This window comes from Streptomyces sp. NPDC090106 (assembly GCF_044747265.1).
Taxonomy (GTDB): domain Bacteria; phylum Actinomycetota; class Actinomycetes; order Streptomycetales; family Streptomycetaceae; genus Streptomyces.
The window spans coordinates 198,307-217,297 of the sequence record NZ_JBIVDS010000011.1; the positions used below are offsets into that span (position 1 = coordinate 198,307).

Here is an 18,991-nt window from a genome sequence, read left to right on the forward strand (position 1 = left end):
TCAACCGGCCGGACCGGTCTCCTTGACGACCTCCGGGCCGGGCACTGGGTCAGGCTCTTCGGGGGCCTTCGGGTCAGGCACCGTACCGGACTTGGGACCTTCCGCCGGACGAAGGTCGGGACCGGTGCCCCCGGCCGTTTCCGGACCAGGCTCCTCGACGGTCCCGGGACCAGGCTCCCGAATCGCCTTCGCGCCGAGCCCCGGGCCGGTCTCGGGACCTGCCGCGGGACGAGGATCCGGACCGGCATCCCCAACTGCTTCCGGACCAGGCTCCTCGGCGGTCCCCGGACCGGGATCCTGAATCGCCTTCGCGTCCCGCCCCGGGCCGGTCTCGGGGCCTGTCGTCTTCGCGGCGGGCGCCGGGGTCGTCTCCTGGATCGCGTCCAGGCGAGGGCTCCCCCAGGGGCGGGAGAAGAGGCCGCGGCTGCGGGTGCCCGTGGAGGGCTGGGCTCGGCGGCGGGTGGTGACATGGGCCGAGGGCGGGGGCTGCGGGGTGTCGGCGGGCCCGGTCCGCGTCGACGGCTGAGGCGGTGCCTCCGTCGTGCGGAGGATCGCCGTGCCGATGACCCAGCGGGTGCCCTTCGGGCCCGTCGTGCGGAAGACGGCGAGGGCGCGGACCTGGTGGCCGGAGGCGCCGCGTTCCGCGCCGGCGGCGGACGTGCCGAACTTGAGGACCTCGCGGCGCGGCACCGTCTGGGTGTGGGTGAGTCCCGCGGTGGTGCGCTGGCCGGTGACGGGGACGGAGGGGCCGATGCGGTCGTCGGCGGAGGCGTTGAGAGGGACGCTGACGCCGAAGCCCAGGGCCGTGGATGTCGACAGGTCGCCCTGGGAGACGAATCCGTCGGTGGAGATCTCCAGGTGGTCCAGGCCGACGTCGTTGCCGACGAGGTCGCTGACGGGCCGGTACAGGGAGACCTCGACGGAGGTCGCGCCGGTACCGGGGCCGCCGAGGAAGGGCGCGGTCGCGGCGGGTGGCAGGAGTCTGAGGCGGCCGGCGCGGACGAGTTGGGCGAGGCGGACCAGCATGCCCTCCGCCGAGGTGGAGGTGGGCAGTTCGCCGGGGCGGCCCAGGGCGGGGTCCACGGCGCGCAGCGCGGTGGCGAGCTGGGGCAGGGCGTCGAAGTCGTACAGGGAGATGGGCCGTCGGGGGACCCAGGCCGGGCCGGACGACAGGGCGGCGCGCAGGTGGGCGGGGATCTCCATGTCGATGGCCCGCTGTCCCCGCCGGACCTCCGAGGGCTGGGCGGGGTCCGTCTCGTAGACGGCGGGTTCGGCCAGGCGTGCCGCCTCGACCGGGACGGACGGGGTGTCGGTGCCGTTGAAGTGGAGGACCACGTCGGCGGGGACCGTCCCCGTCAGCCGGCGCGTGGAGTGGAACAGGCGCAGGGGCAGGCTGGTGACAAGTTCCTCCAGGGGGCGGGCGGAGACGGTGACGTCGAATCTGTAGCGCAGCCGGGCCTCGGTGATGTCGCCCGTGCTGCGCTGCCAGACGCGCCGCTCGCGCACGGAAGTGGCGGTGTCGGTGGTGTTGGCCTGCCGGGACACCGCGAGGGTGGGCCGGAGGCGGATGCCGCCCTGCTGGACGACCGGGGCGGCGTCGAGGGAGTGGGTGACCGCGCGGGACAGGGACTGGCGGGTGGTGCCGGGGACCGGGAGGGAGGTGCCGTCGCCGTTGGCGTGGCCGAAGACGTTGTCCATGCCCTGGTTGCCGATCGCGCGGCGGCCCCGGACGGCGTCGAGGTCGCCGACCGGGGTGGCGGTCAAGGTGACCTCGACCTGGGTCGGTCCGAGCCAGGAGCGGTGGATGAAGTGGAAGGAGGTACGGCTGCCGGGGCCGAGCGAAGCGAGCGCGCGCATGCCGAGGGACGAGGTGTGCTCGTTGACGCGGGTGAGGACACCGGGCGTGTAGGTGTCGGAGCCCGGCACCGTCACCCCGGGTGCGATCCGCTCCACGAGGTCGAGCGTGGTCCGCTGGAGCTCGCCGCGCGGGGCGTCCTCCCTGATCGGGAGGACCTCGGTCACACCGCCGAAGCCGGCCCGGCCGCCGCTCTCGGTGAAGTAGGAGGGCAGCCGCCGGTCCAGGGGCGCCTGGGGCGGCAGCGTGGGTGAGCCCGCGAGCCGGTGGAACAGGGGGTGGTTGGCGAGGTCGTTGTCGCTGAGGAGGAACTCCACGCTGTCGGGGGCCTCGACGATCCGCGTGTCGGTGAACAGGGGGCGGCCCGCCAGCAGGCCCGTCACGGCGTTGCGCCTGCCCACCTGGACGGTGACCTTGTAGGCGGCGTCGGCCAGCAGGCGGTGGGCGGGCGCGTCGTTCTCGGTGGTGACCCGGAAGACCGAGGTGATGTCGTTGACGGTGGTGCTCTCGCCGGCGGCGGCCTTGCGGGCGTAGTGGCCGGCCGGGGCGACGGTGCCGCTTCCGGTGCCGTAGTCGGCGGCGAGGGTGAGACCCGCGGCGTGGGCGCGGGTGGTGCCGCGGGTGTCGGCGGCGGCGTCCATGGCCTGGAGCCATCGCTCGTAGTCCATGGTGCCGGGCCGGGACAGCGCGCGGACTCCGCGCAGGAACCCCTCGATCCTGATCAGGACCTGCAGTCCGGTGAGCACCCCCGAGGTGAACTCGAACTCGGTGACGTCGTCCTCGTTGAAGATCCGGTAGGCGTGGGTGACGAGGTGGTGCGAGGTGAGGCTCGCTTCCACCACCTGCTGGGCGGCGCTCTCGGGGGCGTTCAGCGGCCCGCCGGTCGTCACGGCGGCCACCTGCTCGTACGCGCCGACGGCCTGCCGTACCGCAGCCCGTACCGCCAGGCCCAGGCCGCCGAACGCCGAGGTCGCCCAACTGGTCCGGGACGGTGCGGCGTTGACGGGGGCATCGGATGCCTGGGCGAGGTCGGCGGTCTCGGGGGCGGGGCTCGGCGGGAGGGGGATCTCGGTGGGGTCGACGACCGGGCTGGGGGGCAGGGGGATGTCGACCGGATCGACATCGACGGTGGCGGCGGCTGCCGTGGCGGCGCTGGCGTCGGCTGCGGTGGCGGAGTCGGCGGTGGCGGAGTCGGCGGTGGCGGAGTCGGCGGTGGCGTCGGGCCAGGCGCCGGGGATCGGGCCCAGCTCCATGCCGTCGTCCGTCTCGACTCCCGTGTCCGCGGCGGCGGTTCGGTCGGTCCGCTGTGTGCGGCCGGCGGCGGCGATCATCTCGTTGACGGCTTCGCGCAGCCGCTCGCTGCCCCCTACCCGGTCGACGAAGGCGGTCTCCGGGAGCCGGACCGCGTCGTCGGCCAGGTCCGCGTCGGCCGCCGTCAGCGGGCGGGGCGCGGCGAGGGCGGGCGGCATCCGGTCGTCGGGGTGCTCCAGGGTCTTGTAGCCGGGTACGGCGAGCGTGGCGTGCCCGGGCACCTCCAGCGGGTCCATCGCCGGGCCGTGGCTGTACGCCATCGACGTGCGGTAGGTGACCGGCAGGGTGTGCATGCGGATGCCGTCGGCGGCCGGGCTGAGCACGTAGTACTCCTGTCCGGTGCTCGCGCTCGACCCGGTGACCGCGGACGCCTGGCGGGAATACGTGTACTCGGGGGTCAGCCCTTGCATCCACAGGTTGCCGTGGCGGTCGAAGGGGTTGGTGACCGAGCCCTGGAGGGTGCCGCTGAGCGCCAGCGGCACACGGTTCACCTGCTCGTCACCGGCCAGGGTGGCACCGGTGTAGTTGTAGGTCTGCACCGACTTCAGGTGGCGGTCGTGGGTGACGCCGCCCTGCTCCTCGTCCTCCAGGTAGCGGCGTTCGGCGGTGATCCGGAACGCCACGCGCCGGACGCCGGTGAGGGTGGGCAGTTCGAACCAGACGGGGTGGCCGCCGGACGTCATCTCGTCGAAGCCCGCGCGCAGTCCGGCCTCGGAGCGGATCTGGTCCAGGCGGCGCTGGTTGTTCAGCCGCTGGAGATGGGCGGCGCCGCTCACCGGCCCCTGGTACCAGGGCACGGCCGGGCCCTGACGGGGCGGCAGGAATCCGTGGTCGGCGAGCCAGCTCTCCAGCGCCTCGAAGACCGGCCCGGTCCCCCGGACCGCCGTCGGGGTGACGGTGGCGCCCAGATCGCGCAGGTGCAGGATCTCCGGCGAGAGATAGCGCGGTGCCGTGTCGGTGCCGGTGACGGTCGCCTCGGAGGGCACGCGCAGGATCAGCGGGTACGTCGTTCCGCGGGCCAGCGGGGACTCGTCGGCGGGACGGACCTCGGGCCGGTCGGGCCGGACGAGGGTGACCTCGAACGCGGCTTCCACGCGCACCCGCAGCAGGGGCGCGCCGGTGCGCAGCGAGCGGGAGGTGCGGACGCTGCCGCCCGCGACCAGGGTGTGCGTGACCTGCTGCTGCACGGCGGCCTGCGCGGACACGGTGAACCCCATCGGTTCGGTGCCGGTCGATTCGGTGCCCGTCGGTTCGGTGCCGGTGCCTTCGCCGGCCCGGCTGACGGCGAATCCGCCGCTGACGCCGAGGCCGATGCCGACGGCGTTGGTGACGGAGGTGCTGCCGGACATCTTCAGCGAGCGCAGGACATGGCTCTGGAGGACGACGTTGCGGGTGGCGGGCCCGGCCAGCGCCCCCGGCCTGTCGCGCCGCACGATGCGCGACCGCACCCGCAGCATGCCGATGACGGTGCCGTTCTTCGCGTAGAGGGTCGGGGAACTGTGGTGCCCGGCCCACATCAGGGGCAGGTTGCCACGCAGCACGCCCTCGTCCAGGAACTGGCGGAGCTGGTCGTGGGAGCCGTCGGACAGGTCGGCCAGGTCGCGGGAGAAGGACTGGAGGATGTCGGAGAGCAGTCCGTCGGCCTCCGGGGCGGCTTCCGTGGCGAAGAGAGGGACGTCGTCGAGGAGGGTGTCCATCGGGGCGGGCCTGCGCTCCGGCTTGCCGCTGTTCAGGCCCTCGTGGTCGGGCTCGTCCTCCATCAGGTGCTTGGGGAACCACACGGTGAGCGGCGCGGGCGCCTCGCTCCCGGGGGTACGCCACAGCTCGTCGCGGGGGGTGCCGGTCACGGCCTGGGCGGCCGACCCGGTGGACCGGATCTCGGCGTGCAGCGTGTACTCCATGGGCCAGGACCGCTCCCGGCTCTGCATGATGATCTGCGGCTGCACGACCGCGCTCGTGCTGACGGTGGTGGTGGTCTGGTTGTGCGTGTACGTCAGCTGCGGGGAGAACGTCAGGCGGCGGAACCAGCCGGTGTCCGCGAAGGGCATCGTGTGGCCGTGGCTGACGGAGAACGCGCGCAGGTCACCGGCGGAGTCGGTGCTTCCCGCCTCGCTCACGCCGATCGCCCAGCGCTGGAGCGTGATCGGCGGGCCGTCCGACATCTCCTCGATGTCCGGCGCGACGCGGCGGGGGCTGTGCAGGGCGAACCGTACGGCCACCTGGTGGCTGCTGCCGCGGTACGGCGCCCGCAGCGCCAGTCCGCGCACGCTGAACAGGCGTGGCCACTCGCTGCTGAGCCGGGCCGGGGTCAACTCGGCCCGGAGCGCGTCCCGGAACGCCCGGTCCTCGCCCCGGTCGCCCTCGACCTGCCGGAAGACCTGCTCCTGGAGCCAGGTCACGGTCGCGTCCGGGACGGGGGCGACATGCACGAGACCGAGGGAACCGGGGCGGTCGCTGCCGAAGGTGGTCACCGTGCTGCTGAGTCGCTCCGCGGGGGCGGGGGTGGGGGTGGGGGGTTGCTGGACGGGGGGTTGCTGGACGGGGGGTTCCGTGACCGGGGTGGGCTCTTCGGCCACGGTCGCGGCCACGGTTGTGGTCTCGGCCACGGCCGCGGACTCGGTCGTGGTCTCTGCGGTGGTCCCGACCGTGGACTCGGCCGTGGACTCGTTCGTGGTCTCGGCCGCCGGTGGTGCGGGCTCGGGCACGGGCTCGGATTCCGTGACCGGGACGGGGGGTTGGGGCCGGCTGGTCTCCTCCGACTGGGGGTGCGCCTGCGGCTGCGGCTCGGCCGGGGTCTGGGCTTCCTGGCTCTCCGGCTGGGCCGGGGCGGTGTCGCGGGCGCGGAAGGTGCCGCGGACCTCGACGGATTCACGGACCAGGGTGGCGGGCGCGGCGGCGGAGCGTCCTGCGCGGAGGAGGGCCGCCGCCGGGTTCCGGCCCGGGACACGGACCCGGGACCCGCTCGTCGGCGCGGGCCTGCGGGTCGGCGCGGCCGGGGCGGGGTTGAGGCGGTGCAGGTCGCTCGCCGCCGCGTACGCGGCGTCCTCCGCGCGGGCGGCGGCAACGGGGTTGCCGGGGGCGGCGGTGTCGGGGTCCGGCCCGTACAGCCTGCTCAACAGGCCCGCGAGGACGGGGTCGTTGGACCGTACCCAGTCGGCGCCGTTGTGGCGTCGGCGGCCGGTGTAGGGGTCGTGGCCCCGGTTGGTGCCGAGGTAGGCGTTGCTGGTCTGGGCGAAGTACTCCTCGACGCTGCGGGAGGCGTAGTTGTCGACGGGGCCGCCGTCGGTGTGCAGGCGCGGTCCGTCGGCCCACTCGGCGTCCGGGCCCGCCGCCAGCCGCTCGTCGTAGGCGGTCCGTACGAGGGTGCTGTCGGTGTCGTGCAGGCCGAACAGGTGCACCAGGTGGGCGAGTTCGTGGGTGACGGTCGAGTAGCCGTCGGCGTGCGAGGACGTTCCGCCGAGGCCGGGGTCCTCGCCGAGCAGGTTCTCCTCGGCCACCACGACCAGCCTCTGGGCGACGTCGACGAGGCCGCGGTTCTCGTTCTCCGTGACGGGGCCGTGGGTGGGCAGGTCCACCGGTACGGGCGCGCCGGGCAGGTCGGTGAGCCGGGTGCCCCGGGGCAGCACGAGGACACGGACGCCGGAGGCGGCGACCCGCGCGGCGACGGCCGGGTCCCGGAGAACCCGGGTGAACTGCCGCACCAGCTCGGCACGCACCGCGACCGGCCGGCCCACCCCGTCGGGCAGGTCGATGAGCGGGTTCACCAGGGCGGCCAGAGCGGGGTCCGGCGGCGGCGCGTAGAGGTCGGGCGCGGCGGGCGGGGGTTCAGGCACGACACCTGAAGTGGCCTCGGGCGGCGGTGCGTTGAAGGTGGTGGCGGGGGCGGGCGGCGCGGTGAGGGAGGCCGCGGCGAGCGGCGCGGTGAGAGCTGCGGGCGGCGCGTCGGGGGAAGTGGCCTCGGCGGGCGGTGCTGTGGAAGCGGTGGCGGGCGGCGACCCGGCGGACGAGGAAGTCTCGGCAGGCGGCGCGATGGTGGAAGCGGCAGCGGGCCGCACGGTGGAGGAAACGGGCGGCTCCGCAGGAGCGATCTCAGCGAGCGGCCCCATGGACAAGACCTCGGCCGACGGCTCCATCGGAGCGGCCTCGGCGGACGGCCGCATGGAAGAGACCTCGGCGGGCCGCTCCCCAAAAGCTGTCTCGGTCAGCGGGGCGGCGGGCGTAACGGCGGGCGGCGACCCGGCGGACAAAGCAGTCTCAGCGAGCGGCGCGTCGAGGGAAGCGGCAGGCGGCGCGACAGAGGAAGCAGGCGGCAGCGGGGAAGCGGTCCTGCCAGGCGGCTGCGTGGAAAACGCCTCGGCACCCGACTCCGACGACAAGGCCTCGGCCGACGGGGTGGCGGAGGCAGCGGCGGGCGGCAGCGCAGTGGAGGAAGCGGTCTCGGAGCGCGGCGCGGTGGCGGTGAGCGGCGCTTTGGAGGAAGCGACGGCAGACCGCGCCGTGGAGGAGGCTCCCGGCTCCGCGGACGTGACCACCGCAAGCGACTCCGCGGGCGCGGTCTCGGTGGGCGGCTCCGCGGAGGAGACCCCGGCACGCGGCTCCGCGGAAACGATCTCCGTGGGAGGCGCCACGGACAAGACCCCGGTCGGCGGCACCATGGAAGAGGCCTCGGTCGGCGGCTGCGCGGACGCAGGATCGGTCTGCGGATCCGCAGAAGCGGGCTCGGTCTGCCGCTGCGCCGCAGCGGGATCCGCCTGGAGCTCCGCCAACGCGGGCTCCGGCGGCGGCTTCTCGGGGGTGAAGAGGTGGGAGAGGGATTCCTCCAGGCCTCCTGCCAGGTGGCCTTCGGCGTCCAGCGGCAGCATCGCGTACAGGCCGCCGGGGACCTCGACGCGCAGGGCGCGGCGGGCGTGCTCGGTCGGTTGCATGACCGCGTCGACGGTGAAGCGGTAGTGGCGGTAGCGGCGGGTGGCCTCGCGGTTGGTCTCCCGGGTCTCGCCCGCTTCGAAGCCCTGTTTGTCCTCCGTGCTGCGGTCGAGGACGTCGGCGGTGGTGCGTTCGTAGAGGCGGTGGCCGTCCGGCATGCCGCCGGTCTCCGGGCCGACGGAGATCGCGCCGCCCCGGGACCTGGTCCGTTCGGACTTGGGGCTCTCGTGGTCCTGCTGGTAGCGGCGGGCCTTGAAGGCGACGCCCTCCGGCGGGCCGACGACCTCCGCCGAGGTCAGGTCGAAGCCGACGGTGACCGTGCGTCCGCCGACCGGCACCTGGTAGCGGTGCCGGAGGAGCCGGACCACGCCCGCGCGGAGCATGCCGGTCGAGGTGTGGTGGTCGTAGCGGACGCCCGCCATGCCGAGGGGGTCGAGGCCGGGCACGTGCCAGGCGTTCTCGCGGGTCAGGTCGGGCGCGGTCGTCGGCTGGTGCGCGGCGAGCCCCGTCCAGCGCTGGACCGCCCGGGCGGCCGGGACGTCCCAGGGGTGGAGGAACTCGGTGAGCGCCTGGGGGAGTTCGGGCACGGTGACCGGGGCCGTCCAGCGCGGCGGCAGGATGCTGGCGGCGGCGACGGCGGGTGGGGCGGGCAGGTCGGCGGGGACCGTGAGGTGGCGGGGGACGAGGAGGCGGACCTCGGCGGGCACGGTTCGGCCCGCGCCGAGACCGTCGTCGTACACCGTGCCCCAGCGGAACTGGCCGCGGGGGCGGCGGAGGGCCGTGCCGAACGCCCGGCTGACGGCGCCCAGCGGGGCGGCGAGCGCGGTGGGCGGTTCCGTGGCCGTGCGGATCTCGATGCGGACGGCGAGCGGATGCTCGAACTCCTCCGAGCCTTCACGGGTGTTGGCGCGGGCGATGTCCAGGATCTGCCGGGCGACCTCGTGGGAGCGGCCCTGGCTCATCTCGTAGACGGCTTCGAGTTCGGTGCCGCCGTGGATGTCGTGGGTGCCGAAGCGGGTGCGGACACCGAGTCCTGCGCCGGCCTTGAAGGAGCTCTCGGTGCCGGTGACGTCCTCCCGCACGCCTTCGGAGCGCAGGGTGAACCTGATCTCGTCGCGGGCGCGTTGGGAGGTGGGCTCGCCGACGTCGGCGGTGGCCCGTACCCAGACGTAGCGGGTGGTGCCGAAGGGTCCGGCGACGGGGAACCAGCGGGCGACGCCGGTGCCGGTGAGGGCGGTGTACTGCGACTGGAGGGCGTCGGAGGAGAAGGTCGCGCGCAGGGCCCGGCGCAGCTGGTCGCGGGCGGCGCCCGTCCCGGTGAGCACGCCGTGCGTGGTGAGGCGGTTCTCGATCTCGCGCAGGACGCCGTCGGCGCGCAGCACCTCGGGGTGCACGGCTCCGGCCAGCGGGCGGCCCAGGAGGTGTCGGCGGGCCGGCTCCCGCTGTCCGGAGCCCGTCGCGGCCTGCTGCTCGGGGACGGGCGGGAGCAGGTCCTCCAGTCGACGGGCGGGCACGAGGAGCTCCAGGCCCCGCTCGACGCGCACATAGCGGACCGACTCCTCGCGTTGCCCGCCCTTGGTGCGCTCGACGATGAGCTCGAAGACCGGGGACGCCTCGACGACGTGCGGGACGCCCGCGTAGGTGGCGCGGCTGATCTCGATCACGCCCGCGACGGTGCCGCGGCTCGACCCCTTGGCCCACTTCGCCTCGGTCTGCGCGAGGGCGACGACCCGTACGCCGACGCCACCGCCGTGCCCGGACTCATGGGCCGTCGCGCCGCCGTCCTCCTCGTGTCCTGTGGTGTCCGACCTGGCCAGGACGGCGGCACCGTCCGGGTCGCCCTCCGATGCGTGGGTGGCGTGCGCGCCGCCGCCCGCGAAGGAGCCGAAGCCGAGCTGCGGGCCGAGGCTGCCGGAGAACCCGGCGCGCCAGGTGGTGCTGTCGGTGCGGGCGAACTTGTCGACGGTCTGGGCGTACTGCTCGATCTCGGTGGGCCCGTCGGTGACGCCGAGGTCGCGTGGGTCGTACGCCCGCAGCCGCAGCCGTACCGTGTAGCGCCAGCCGTCGCGCTTGGGCAGGACGGCCTCGTGGCCGTCGGGGCCGGTCAGGGCGCCGATGCGGGAGGCGAGGGCCGCGGGCTGGGTGAGTTCGGCGATTTCCTGGGGCCAGTTGCCGGGGTCCTGGGCCCAGTGGGCGGGGAGGCCCGCGAGCCGGGCGTAGCCGTCGGCGGCCAGCCGGGTCAGCTCCGGTGCGACGAGGAAGGCGGGGTAGAGGCCGCCGGTGCCGGCGCGGCCGAAGTCGAGCCGCTGCCGGGTGGCCGCGGGCCAGTCGCGGCTGAAGGAGACCCGGCCCGCGTCGGCGACGGCGCCCGCGTCGACGGGGGCGGCCGGTACATGCTGGCGGGGCACCACGACCTGGGTGACGAGCGGTTCGTCGGGGTCGATCCACCAGGTCTCGGCCCCGGAGCGGCCCGGCGCGGCGTCCTCGCGGCGCACGGACAGCTCGTACACCGTGTCGTAGACGTGCTCGTCGACGGTGCCCTCGGTCTCGGTGCGGCGGTAGCCGGAGTGGGCGGAGGTGAACTGCTCGTCGCGCGAGCGTTCGAGGGCGCCGCGCACGGTGAGTCCGCCGACGCGCAGCCGCCGCCCCGCGCCCAGCGGCACGATGACGCCTCCGCCGCCGCCGACGGACGCGGTCCACTCGCCGCTCCGCTTGCCGGTGACCGTCTCGGTGCGGGCCGCGCGGGCGTTGACGGTCATCGGGTAGCTGTCGCCGGAGAGCCGGTCGCCGAGCAGGGCGCGGGCGGTGAGCCGGTAGCGGGTTCCGGCGACGGTCACCGTGTGCGCGATCCCGGCGAGCAGGGACGGCAGGTCGGACTCCAGGACCGGGCGCCCGAAGAACAGGTTCACCTCGGCCTCCACCCCCGTCCAGTCGGTGCTCCGCAGCACGGCGGACTCCGCCGACTCCCGCAACCGCCCGAGCAGTTGCTCGCCCACCAGCTCGGAGCCGGGCATGGCCAGGGCCATCGCGAAGCCCTGCCCCCGGCGCGCGGCGAGCGCCAGCGGTTCGGCGGGGTGGGTGACGCGCGCCCGGTCGGCGGCCATGCGGTACGGACGTACCGCCTGCCGGTGCGGCGCGGTGCGGGACTCGCGCAGCAGGGCCCGGACATGAGGGTGGGCGGCGACCGGGGCGGGCCGTACCGTGGGCGCCTCGGGCAGCAGCCCCGGGGTGCGGACGGCTCCGAGGACCCGGCGTTCGAAGGCGGCGGCGCCCTCCCCGCCGCGCCACGGCACCGCGATCTCCGCCTCCACGACCTCGGAGACCGGTTCCACACGCAGTCGCCCGGTGTCACGGACCTCCACGACGACCCGCATCCGCGCGCGGTAACGGGCCTGGTCGTCGCGGGAGTTGAGGACGGTGTGGTTGAGGGTCTGGGAGGTGACGGTCAGCCCGCTGCCCGCGCCGACGTCGAACCCGACCCCCGCCATCGGCAGCAGCCCCTTGGCCCCGGAACCGGAACTGGAACCGGACCCGGCCTCGGCACCCTCCGTGACGGGCAGCGAGAACCCGTACGCGTTGTAGCCGAGGGCGATCCCGGCCGAGTCGCCGCTCGCGCGTCCGGTGCCCCGGGCCACGCCCCGGCCCAGGTCGTCGCGGATCTGCACGTTCTCGCTGACCCCGGCGAACTGGAGGCTCTCGATCCCGGTGCGGACGGCCAGCCGGGCGTGGGCGGTGCGGCCCGCGCCCAGCGGGATCTCGATGACGCCCGAGACGTCGCCGTTGGTGAGCCACCAGCGGCTGCGGGTGCGGGCGGTGCGCTCGTTGAGCGTGCCGCGCGCGCCCGCCATGAACCGCTCGGCCGCCGGGGCGCCGAGTCCCGCCCGCCGCAGGGCCCGGTGCAGGGCGGCGACGACCGGGCTGGTGTCGAGGGCGTTGAGCACGGGCCGGTCGAGCCCCGGAAGCGGAGCCGCTTCGGGCTGGGGCTGGGGCTGGGCCTCGGTCACCGGTGCCATGTCGGGGCGGGGCGCGGCGGCCCCGGTGTACTCGGCGGGGAACTCCACCCGCAGCCGCCGGTCGACGGTGACCGGTGAGGTGTGTTCGACGCCGTCCACGAAGACGCGGACGCGCAGCCCGGCGGTGAAGGGCCGGTTGGCGGCGATGAACAGGGTGCGGCCCGCGATGACGTTGCGCCGCAGGACGTCGGTGGTCTTGACGGTGGTGTCGGCGCGCAGTTGCGGCAGGCCGAGCAGCATCGAGGAGGCCACCGCCGAGGCCGTGCTGATGCCCAGCAGGGTGGCGGCCTCCAGGCCGAGCCCGCGTTCGCGTACGCGTTCGCTCGCGGCGGCGGTGGTCGCGAACCGCACCCCGTACTCGCGTACGCCGTCCGCCCGTTGCCGCTCGGGCACGGGGGCGAGGCCGGTCAGCACGGGCCGCAGCCAGACCAGACGGTCCTGGACCGTCAGGGTCACGCCGTGGGCGAGGAGGTCCTCCCAGGCGTGGCTGCCGGTGGTGAGGAGCAGGGTCCGCAGCGCGTCGGTGATGCCGCCTGCCAGGGGGCCGAGGCGGGCAGGAAGGGCGGCGACGACCGCTCGGGCGGACCGGTCGGCGTCGTAGGCGCCGAAGCCGACGGTGGAGGTGACGGCGACATGCCCGGCGAGGCCGTGGTCGAGGTACCAGGGGTGCTCCGGGTTCGCCGCGACCGTCTCAGCCGCCGTGACCATAGCCGTCTCAGGCGCCGTCACCGTCACCGCCACCGGCTCAGGCGCCGTCACCGTCACCGTCACCGCCACCGGCGCCGTCTCCGTCGCCGTCGCCGTTTCAGGCGCTGTCGCCGACTCCTGTGCCGTCGGCCGGAGTTCGATGCTCTCCTCGGCCGCGGGAACGGTGGCGGGACGGGTCCGCCGCAGGAGGCGGTCGAGCGGTCCGGCGCCCAACGGGGCCGGGCGCTCGCGGAGTTGGGCCTCCGTGGGCGAGGGGAAGCCCAGGTTCCCGGCGGTCTCCGCCTCCTCCAGGACGAGGTCGAGATGCGCGGCGGCGGCCTGTGCCCGCTCCCGGGCCCGGCCCAGGGTCTCCTCGGCCCGCGCGATCTCCTCGGCGAGGGCCGCGGAGCCGCCCGCACTGGTGTGGGCCTGGCGTGCCTCCAGCGCCGCGAGGGCCGACTCCGCCCGGTCCAGCGCGGTCAGCGCCTCGGTGAACTCCTCCCCGGCGCGCATCCCGTCGTCCACGGCCGTCGCCTTGCCCTTGCCCTTGTCGGCGCTGACGGGGGCGTCGCCGTCCGTGTCCCGCGCCGCCGACGCCGTGGCACTCGCCACCTCGGCGGACAGCGCGTCCACCCGGTCCGCCGGCACGTACAGCACCGCCGCCTGGCCGGTCACCGTCGCCTGCACGGCGCGGGGTTCGCCGCTCGCCGGGCGCAGGACGAGGTGCCAGGTGACCGAGTCGGCCTCCAGGCGGGTGAAGGGCCGGCCCGCCTGCCGCCCGGGGCCGGTGAGCGCGAGGGTCTCGGCGTCGCCCCGCCCGGTCGTGTCCTGTGCGGCGGAGCCGGTGAGGGGGCCGCCGAGCCGTACGGCGGCGCCGGGGCCTCCGGCCGGGAGGAGGACGGAGCGCGCGGGGTCCTTGAGGAAGGTGCCGGGGACGGTGTCCTGCGCGGCGCCGGCCGGGGCGCGCAGGCCCTCGACGTGCGCGGTGATCTCCAGCTCGGCGGCGAGGTCGCTGCCCGTGCCGGGGAGGGTCACCGGTTCGCGCAGGGTCTCGCCGGACGCCAGGTCCAGGAACAGCCGGTGCATGGCGGGCGGGCTGAACAGGGCGGCGATCCGGGAGTGCAGCAGGAACGGCCCGCCCTGCCAGGAGTGCGCGGCGGGCGAGACGGCGGTCCGCGCGTCCCAGCCGCGGGACCTCGCGGACGCCCCTGCTCCCGTGCTGCCCGTGATCAGGGACTCCGCGGCCCGGCGCAGGCCGCGCAGATCCCCGACGGTGCCGACGAACGCCTCCCCCAGCACGTCCGCCGGCAGGGCGGGACCGGGCCGCTCCCAGGGCACGGCGGCGGGCGCGACAGTGGTCGTCCGGTGAAAGGGCGCAGTGGCACCGGGGCGCGTCAGCGGCTCCTCGTGGCCGAGCCGCAGCGCGCCGGGGAGCAGCCATTCGCCCAGCGGATGGTGGGTGCGACGCCCGAGCAGCGGGGTCACCATGCCGAGCGGGGTCGGTACGGCGCCGAGCGCGCGGTGCACCTCCAGTTCGGCGCGCAGCCGGACGTCGAACGCGGTGACGTGGGGGCGCAGGACCCTGAGGACTCCGGTGCCGCGCCGGTCCTCGGTGCGGGTGCCGCGGGTGTCGGTGCGGGTGACGGCGGGCCTGAGGTGCTCGCCGCCGAGTCCGGCGAGCAGGTCGACCTGGTCGGAGGTCCCGGCGGCCGTCGTACGGCCCTCCAGGCTGAGGTTGCGGGTGGTGGCGCTGGTGTCCTCGCGGGCCGTGACGTCGGCGCGTTCGACGACGTGCTCGCCGTCCTCCCGGCCCTCGGCGCGGGGGGCGAGGAGTTCGGCGGTGAGGGTGATGCGGGCCATGGCGGTGCTGATCTCGTTGCGGTGGGGCACGAGGAGCGGCAGGCCGGTGAGCATGGTCTCCAGCAGGGCGGCCGTGCCGTGCCGTCCGGCCGCCTTGCGCAGTTCGGCGTCCACCGCGTCTGCGTGCTCCCGGGAGAGCGCGCCGAGGTCGCGCATCCGGGTCAGCGCCTCGTGGACGGCGGGTCCGATGTCGGGGACGCCGAGGACGACGGCGTGGTCGAAGCCGTCGCCGCGCAGCACGTTCGCCGGGGCGAGGAGGGACGGTTCGGCGGGCGCGGGGGTCCGCGGGCCGAGCAGGCCCAGCCCGCGGGCCGACTCCGAGGACAGCAGGGCGAGTCCGGGGGTGCGCAGCGGGTCGCCGACGCTCTCGCGCGGGTCGTGGCGACGGGAGCCGAGCCCGCCGAGGAGACCCACGTGCGCCTCTTCCCAGCGCCGGACGGTGACGACGACGTCGACGGGGGCCTCGGCCCAGACGTGGCCGCCGGTGCGGGTCCTGGTGCGGTCGGCGCGCCCGCTGACCGCGCGCCCGGAGGTGACGGGCGCGCCGCGGCCGTAGTCGAGGGTGAACTGCCCGCCGGTGGTGTCGAGCGGCGGCCCGGGGTCGTCCGTGGACAGGCCGGTGTCCAGGGCGCCTTCGGCCTTGGCGCGGAAGGCGCGGTCGACGGTCTCGGCGGCGCGGAGCAGCGCGGTGGCGGAGGTGTGGTCGTAGGCGAGGGCGTGGGCGCTCTCGCCGAGGGCGGTCAGTGCGGCAGGCCTGACCTGGACGGTCACCTCCATGCGGGCGGGCCGGCCGAAGGTGCCGCGGCCCAGCGGGCGGGCGAGGACGGGGTGCGGGGCCGTGCCGAGGTCGCCGGCGCGGGCGGCGAGCCCGGACAGGGAGGTGCGCAGCGCGGCCTCGTCGGCCGGGTCGAGCCGGTGCACGCCGACCCGTTCCAGCAGGGCGGCGACGTGCGGGAAGAGGTGGTCGGTGCGGACCATGTGCAGGGCGTCCTGCGGGAGGCGGTCGCCGGGGCCGGGGGTCCAGGTGCGGCGGGGCGCGGGGGCGGGGGTGCGCGGGACCCGGTGGGCGGGGGCGGACGCGGGGCCGTCCGTCCGGGTCTCGAACTCCAGGGTGGTGCGCGCCCGGCCCTCGGCGTCCCGTTCCAGGGCCAGGTCCTCGGGCACCGTCAGGGTCGCGCGGGTGACGACGGGGTCCGCGGCGGCCGGGGGCACGGTGTCCCGGCCCTGCGCGGGGACCGGTTCGGCGGTGACGTGGAGGGTCAGGGGGCCGGTGAACTCGGCGAGCCACAGCGCGCCGCCGCCGACGGCACCGGACGCGGAGAACCCGCCGGTCTCCGTGACCGACCGGCTCCAGCTCACCCTGGGCACTACCCGGCCGGTCAGCCGGGCGAGCGCGCCGGACTCCGCCGGGTCGGGGACGTCGAGGCCGATGCCCGCGACCGCCTTCGACTGCCGTACCGCGGAGCTGTGCAGGTCGAAGGAGGTGCCGTGGACGACCTCGGTCTGGCCGCGCCGGGTGCGCGTGTAGCCGAAGTCCGCCTGGTCAAGGGCTGCCCGGACGGTCACGCGGAGCCGTTCGTCGCCCTGCCGGGTGGGGCGGGTCAGGACGACGACGTGGCCCTGACCGGTGAGCGGGTGCGCGCCGCGGGCGAGGGCGGCGGGGTGCAGGGCGCGGGCCAGCGCGAGGTGGTTGGTGACGTGGTGCGGCTGGGCCCCCGCGTCGGCGGGGTCGTGCGCGAGGTGGCCGGGGAAGCGGTCGCGGACCAGGGCGAGGGCGCGGTCGAGGGCTTCGGCGGCACCGGCCGGGTCGAGGTCGGTGACCCGGCTGGTGGGCGGCAGCCAGCCGTCCTGGGACGGCGGCAGGGTGAGGACCCGGCCGGGGGCGGTGCGTGCCGTGGTCTCCGGGTCGGCGGGCAGGACGGCCGGTGCCTGCCCGGCGGGTACGAGGCGGGCGGCGTCCGCGGTGAGCATGCGCACCCGGGCGGTGATCCGGGCCGGCCCGCCGGGGCGTCCCGTCACCGAGCGGGTCTCCAGCCGTACGTCGAACTCGACGACGACGGTCGGCTCGTCGGTGTGCCGCAGGCGTCGCGCCTGGAGGCTGTCGGACTGCGGCCCGGGCCGGGTGTACTGGACGGAGCGGGCGAAGGTCAGCTGGGGCAGCGGGATACCGCCCGGCACGCCGAGCGCCCCGGCGGCCAGCGCCACGACGGGACCGGCGCCGGTGCTGGTGGTGTCGGACTGCACGGACCCCGCCGCGACGGTGCCCGAGCTGACGTCCTCCACGTCGACGCGCGCGAGTTCGTCGCTGTCCGGCACGAGCCGGGGGCGGTGCAGGACGGCGTCGACCCGGACCGCGTCGGTCCGTCCGTCGGCTGACGTCACCGGGTCCGAGTACAGGCCTCCGGAGGCGGCGTCGTGCAGCCCGGTCAGCAGGGAGCCGGCCCCGGCGAAGGCGTCCAGGGTCTCGTGGGCGCGTGTGAGCGGGTCGGCGGCGGCCGGTCCCGCCGCGGCGAACACGGCGGCCCGGTACTCCCCCACGCCGGTGACCGCGTCCACCCAGGACAGGGCGGGGAGCCGGACACCCACGCCACCGGCCTCCACCGGCCCCGCGGGGACGATCGCCGGGTTGCCGCCGGCCTGCACGGCCCCTGCGGGAACGGTCGCCGGGTCGCCGCCGACCCGCGCAAGCCCCGCAGGGGCGGACACCGGGTCACCGTCGGCCCGCACGGACCCCGCAGGGACGGACACCGGGTCGCCGCCCGTTCGCACAGGCCTTGCGGGAACGGTCGCCGAGCCGCCACCAGCCCGCACGGACCCCGCAGGGACGGACACCGGGTCGCCGCCGAGGGTCGTCCACAGCGCGGAGGTGGCGTGGCCGGTGTCGGCGGCCGGGCGGGGCAGCGCGCGGACGGAGCGGCGCGGGTGGGTGGCGACGAGGGCCCCCTCCACGACCGTCCGCGCCGACCGCTCCTCCTGCCCCGGACCGCGCACCCCGATCTGGACCTCGACGTCGTGGAGGAACCGCACCTCGCGGGGCGCGGAGGCGGGGCGGACGGTCCGGGTGGTGCCGAGGGCCGTCGCGGAGCGGTACTCGGTCCGCTTGCCGTAGGCGCCGAGCACGGCCTGTGCGACGGAGTCGACCTGGCCGAGCCCCGGCAGGTGGGACAGGGCCTGGGAGAACGGCAGGGCGAGGTAGGGGCGCAGGCTGTGGTCGACCGACCGGTCCGCCGTGCTCGTCTCCCTGAGGCGGCCGACCTGGGTCGTGGAGGGCCGCGCCGCCAGGTCCCGCAGGACGTCCTCGGCACCGGGCGCGCCCGACGGTTCGCCGCGCGGGTCGGTGAGCTGGGTCCAGGCCCCGGGCCGCAGGCCCAGCGTCACCGCCACGGGCCCGCCGGGCGGGCGCAGGACGACGGTCAGCCGGTCGGCGACGGCCTCGCGGAGCACGGTGTCGAGGTCGGCGGCGTCCAGGTACGCGGCGAGGAGCCGCCCGGTCTCCGCCCGCCGGTCCTCCGGGACGAGCCCCAGTACCCCGTCGCGGATCGCGCCCGTCAGCCGGTCGCCGACGAGGGCATGGCTCTCCGCGCCCACGCCCCGCCCCGCGTCCCGGGCGGTCGCGTACGCGGGCGGCGCGAACACCAGACCGGCGTCCAGCCGGTCCCGGCGCTGCCCCTCGCTCTCGGCGACAGGCGTGACGGGCGGTTCCGGTACGACGCGTTCGGCGGGCGGGACGGCGAGGTCGAGGCCGGTGAGCAGACCGTCGAGGCCGGGCATCGGGGGACGGACGGGGCGCGGCTCCAGGACGCCGGTGCCGGGTAGGAGGTCGCTGCGCGAGGAGTGGGAGGACAGGGTGAGCGTGGCATCGCGGGAGGTGCTCTGCGCAACGGGGCCGGTCGTCAGGGTGAATTCCGTCGGCCTCGTGGCGTGTTGGCCGGGCCGGGCGGTCCGCCAGGCGCCCGCGACTCCGCCCGAGGGCACCAGGACGACACCGCCGGGGCCGATCTCCAGCGCTCCCGCGGGTCCCGTGACCGGGAGGCCGAGGCCGTCGGCCAACCGCTGGATGTACGGGGTCGGGTGGACGGCCGTGACGGTGGCGGCGTAGCAGGTCACCACGATCACCGAACTGTCCGTGCGGCGTGCGGCGTCGGTGCGGAAGGCGCGCAGGCTGGCCCGGCGGCGCAGGACGGTCGCCACCTGGTCGCCGGTGAAGGTGAGGGTGCGGCCGTCCCGGGTCGTCAGGTCGGTGTGCGGGGCGTCGGGCGCGCCGTGGGAGACGAGGAAGTGGCGTGCCACCGCGCCGGGCAGGGCGGCGAAGTGGTGTCCGTGGGAGGCGAGTTGGGACTCG

At 76.0% G+C, this 18,991-nt stretch carries 1 protein-coding gene (cut by a window edge); it reads right to left on the minus strand.

Annotation, left to right across the window (positions count from 1 at the left end; translation table 11 throughout):
• Positions 1-18,991: the 3' portion of a hypothetical protein gene (locus ACIPSE_RS32545; protein ID WP_401669656.1), read on the minus strand. The gene runs 14,072 nt beyond the window's last position; the window shows 18,991 of its 33,063 coding nt (coding positions 14,073-33,063); its start codon lies beyond the right edge, outside the window — the gene reads right to left on this strand; the stop codon is at positions 1-3.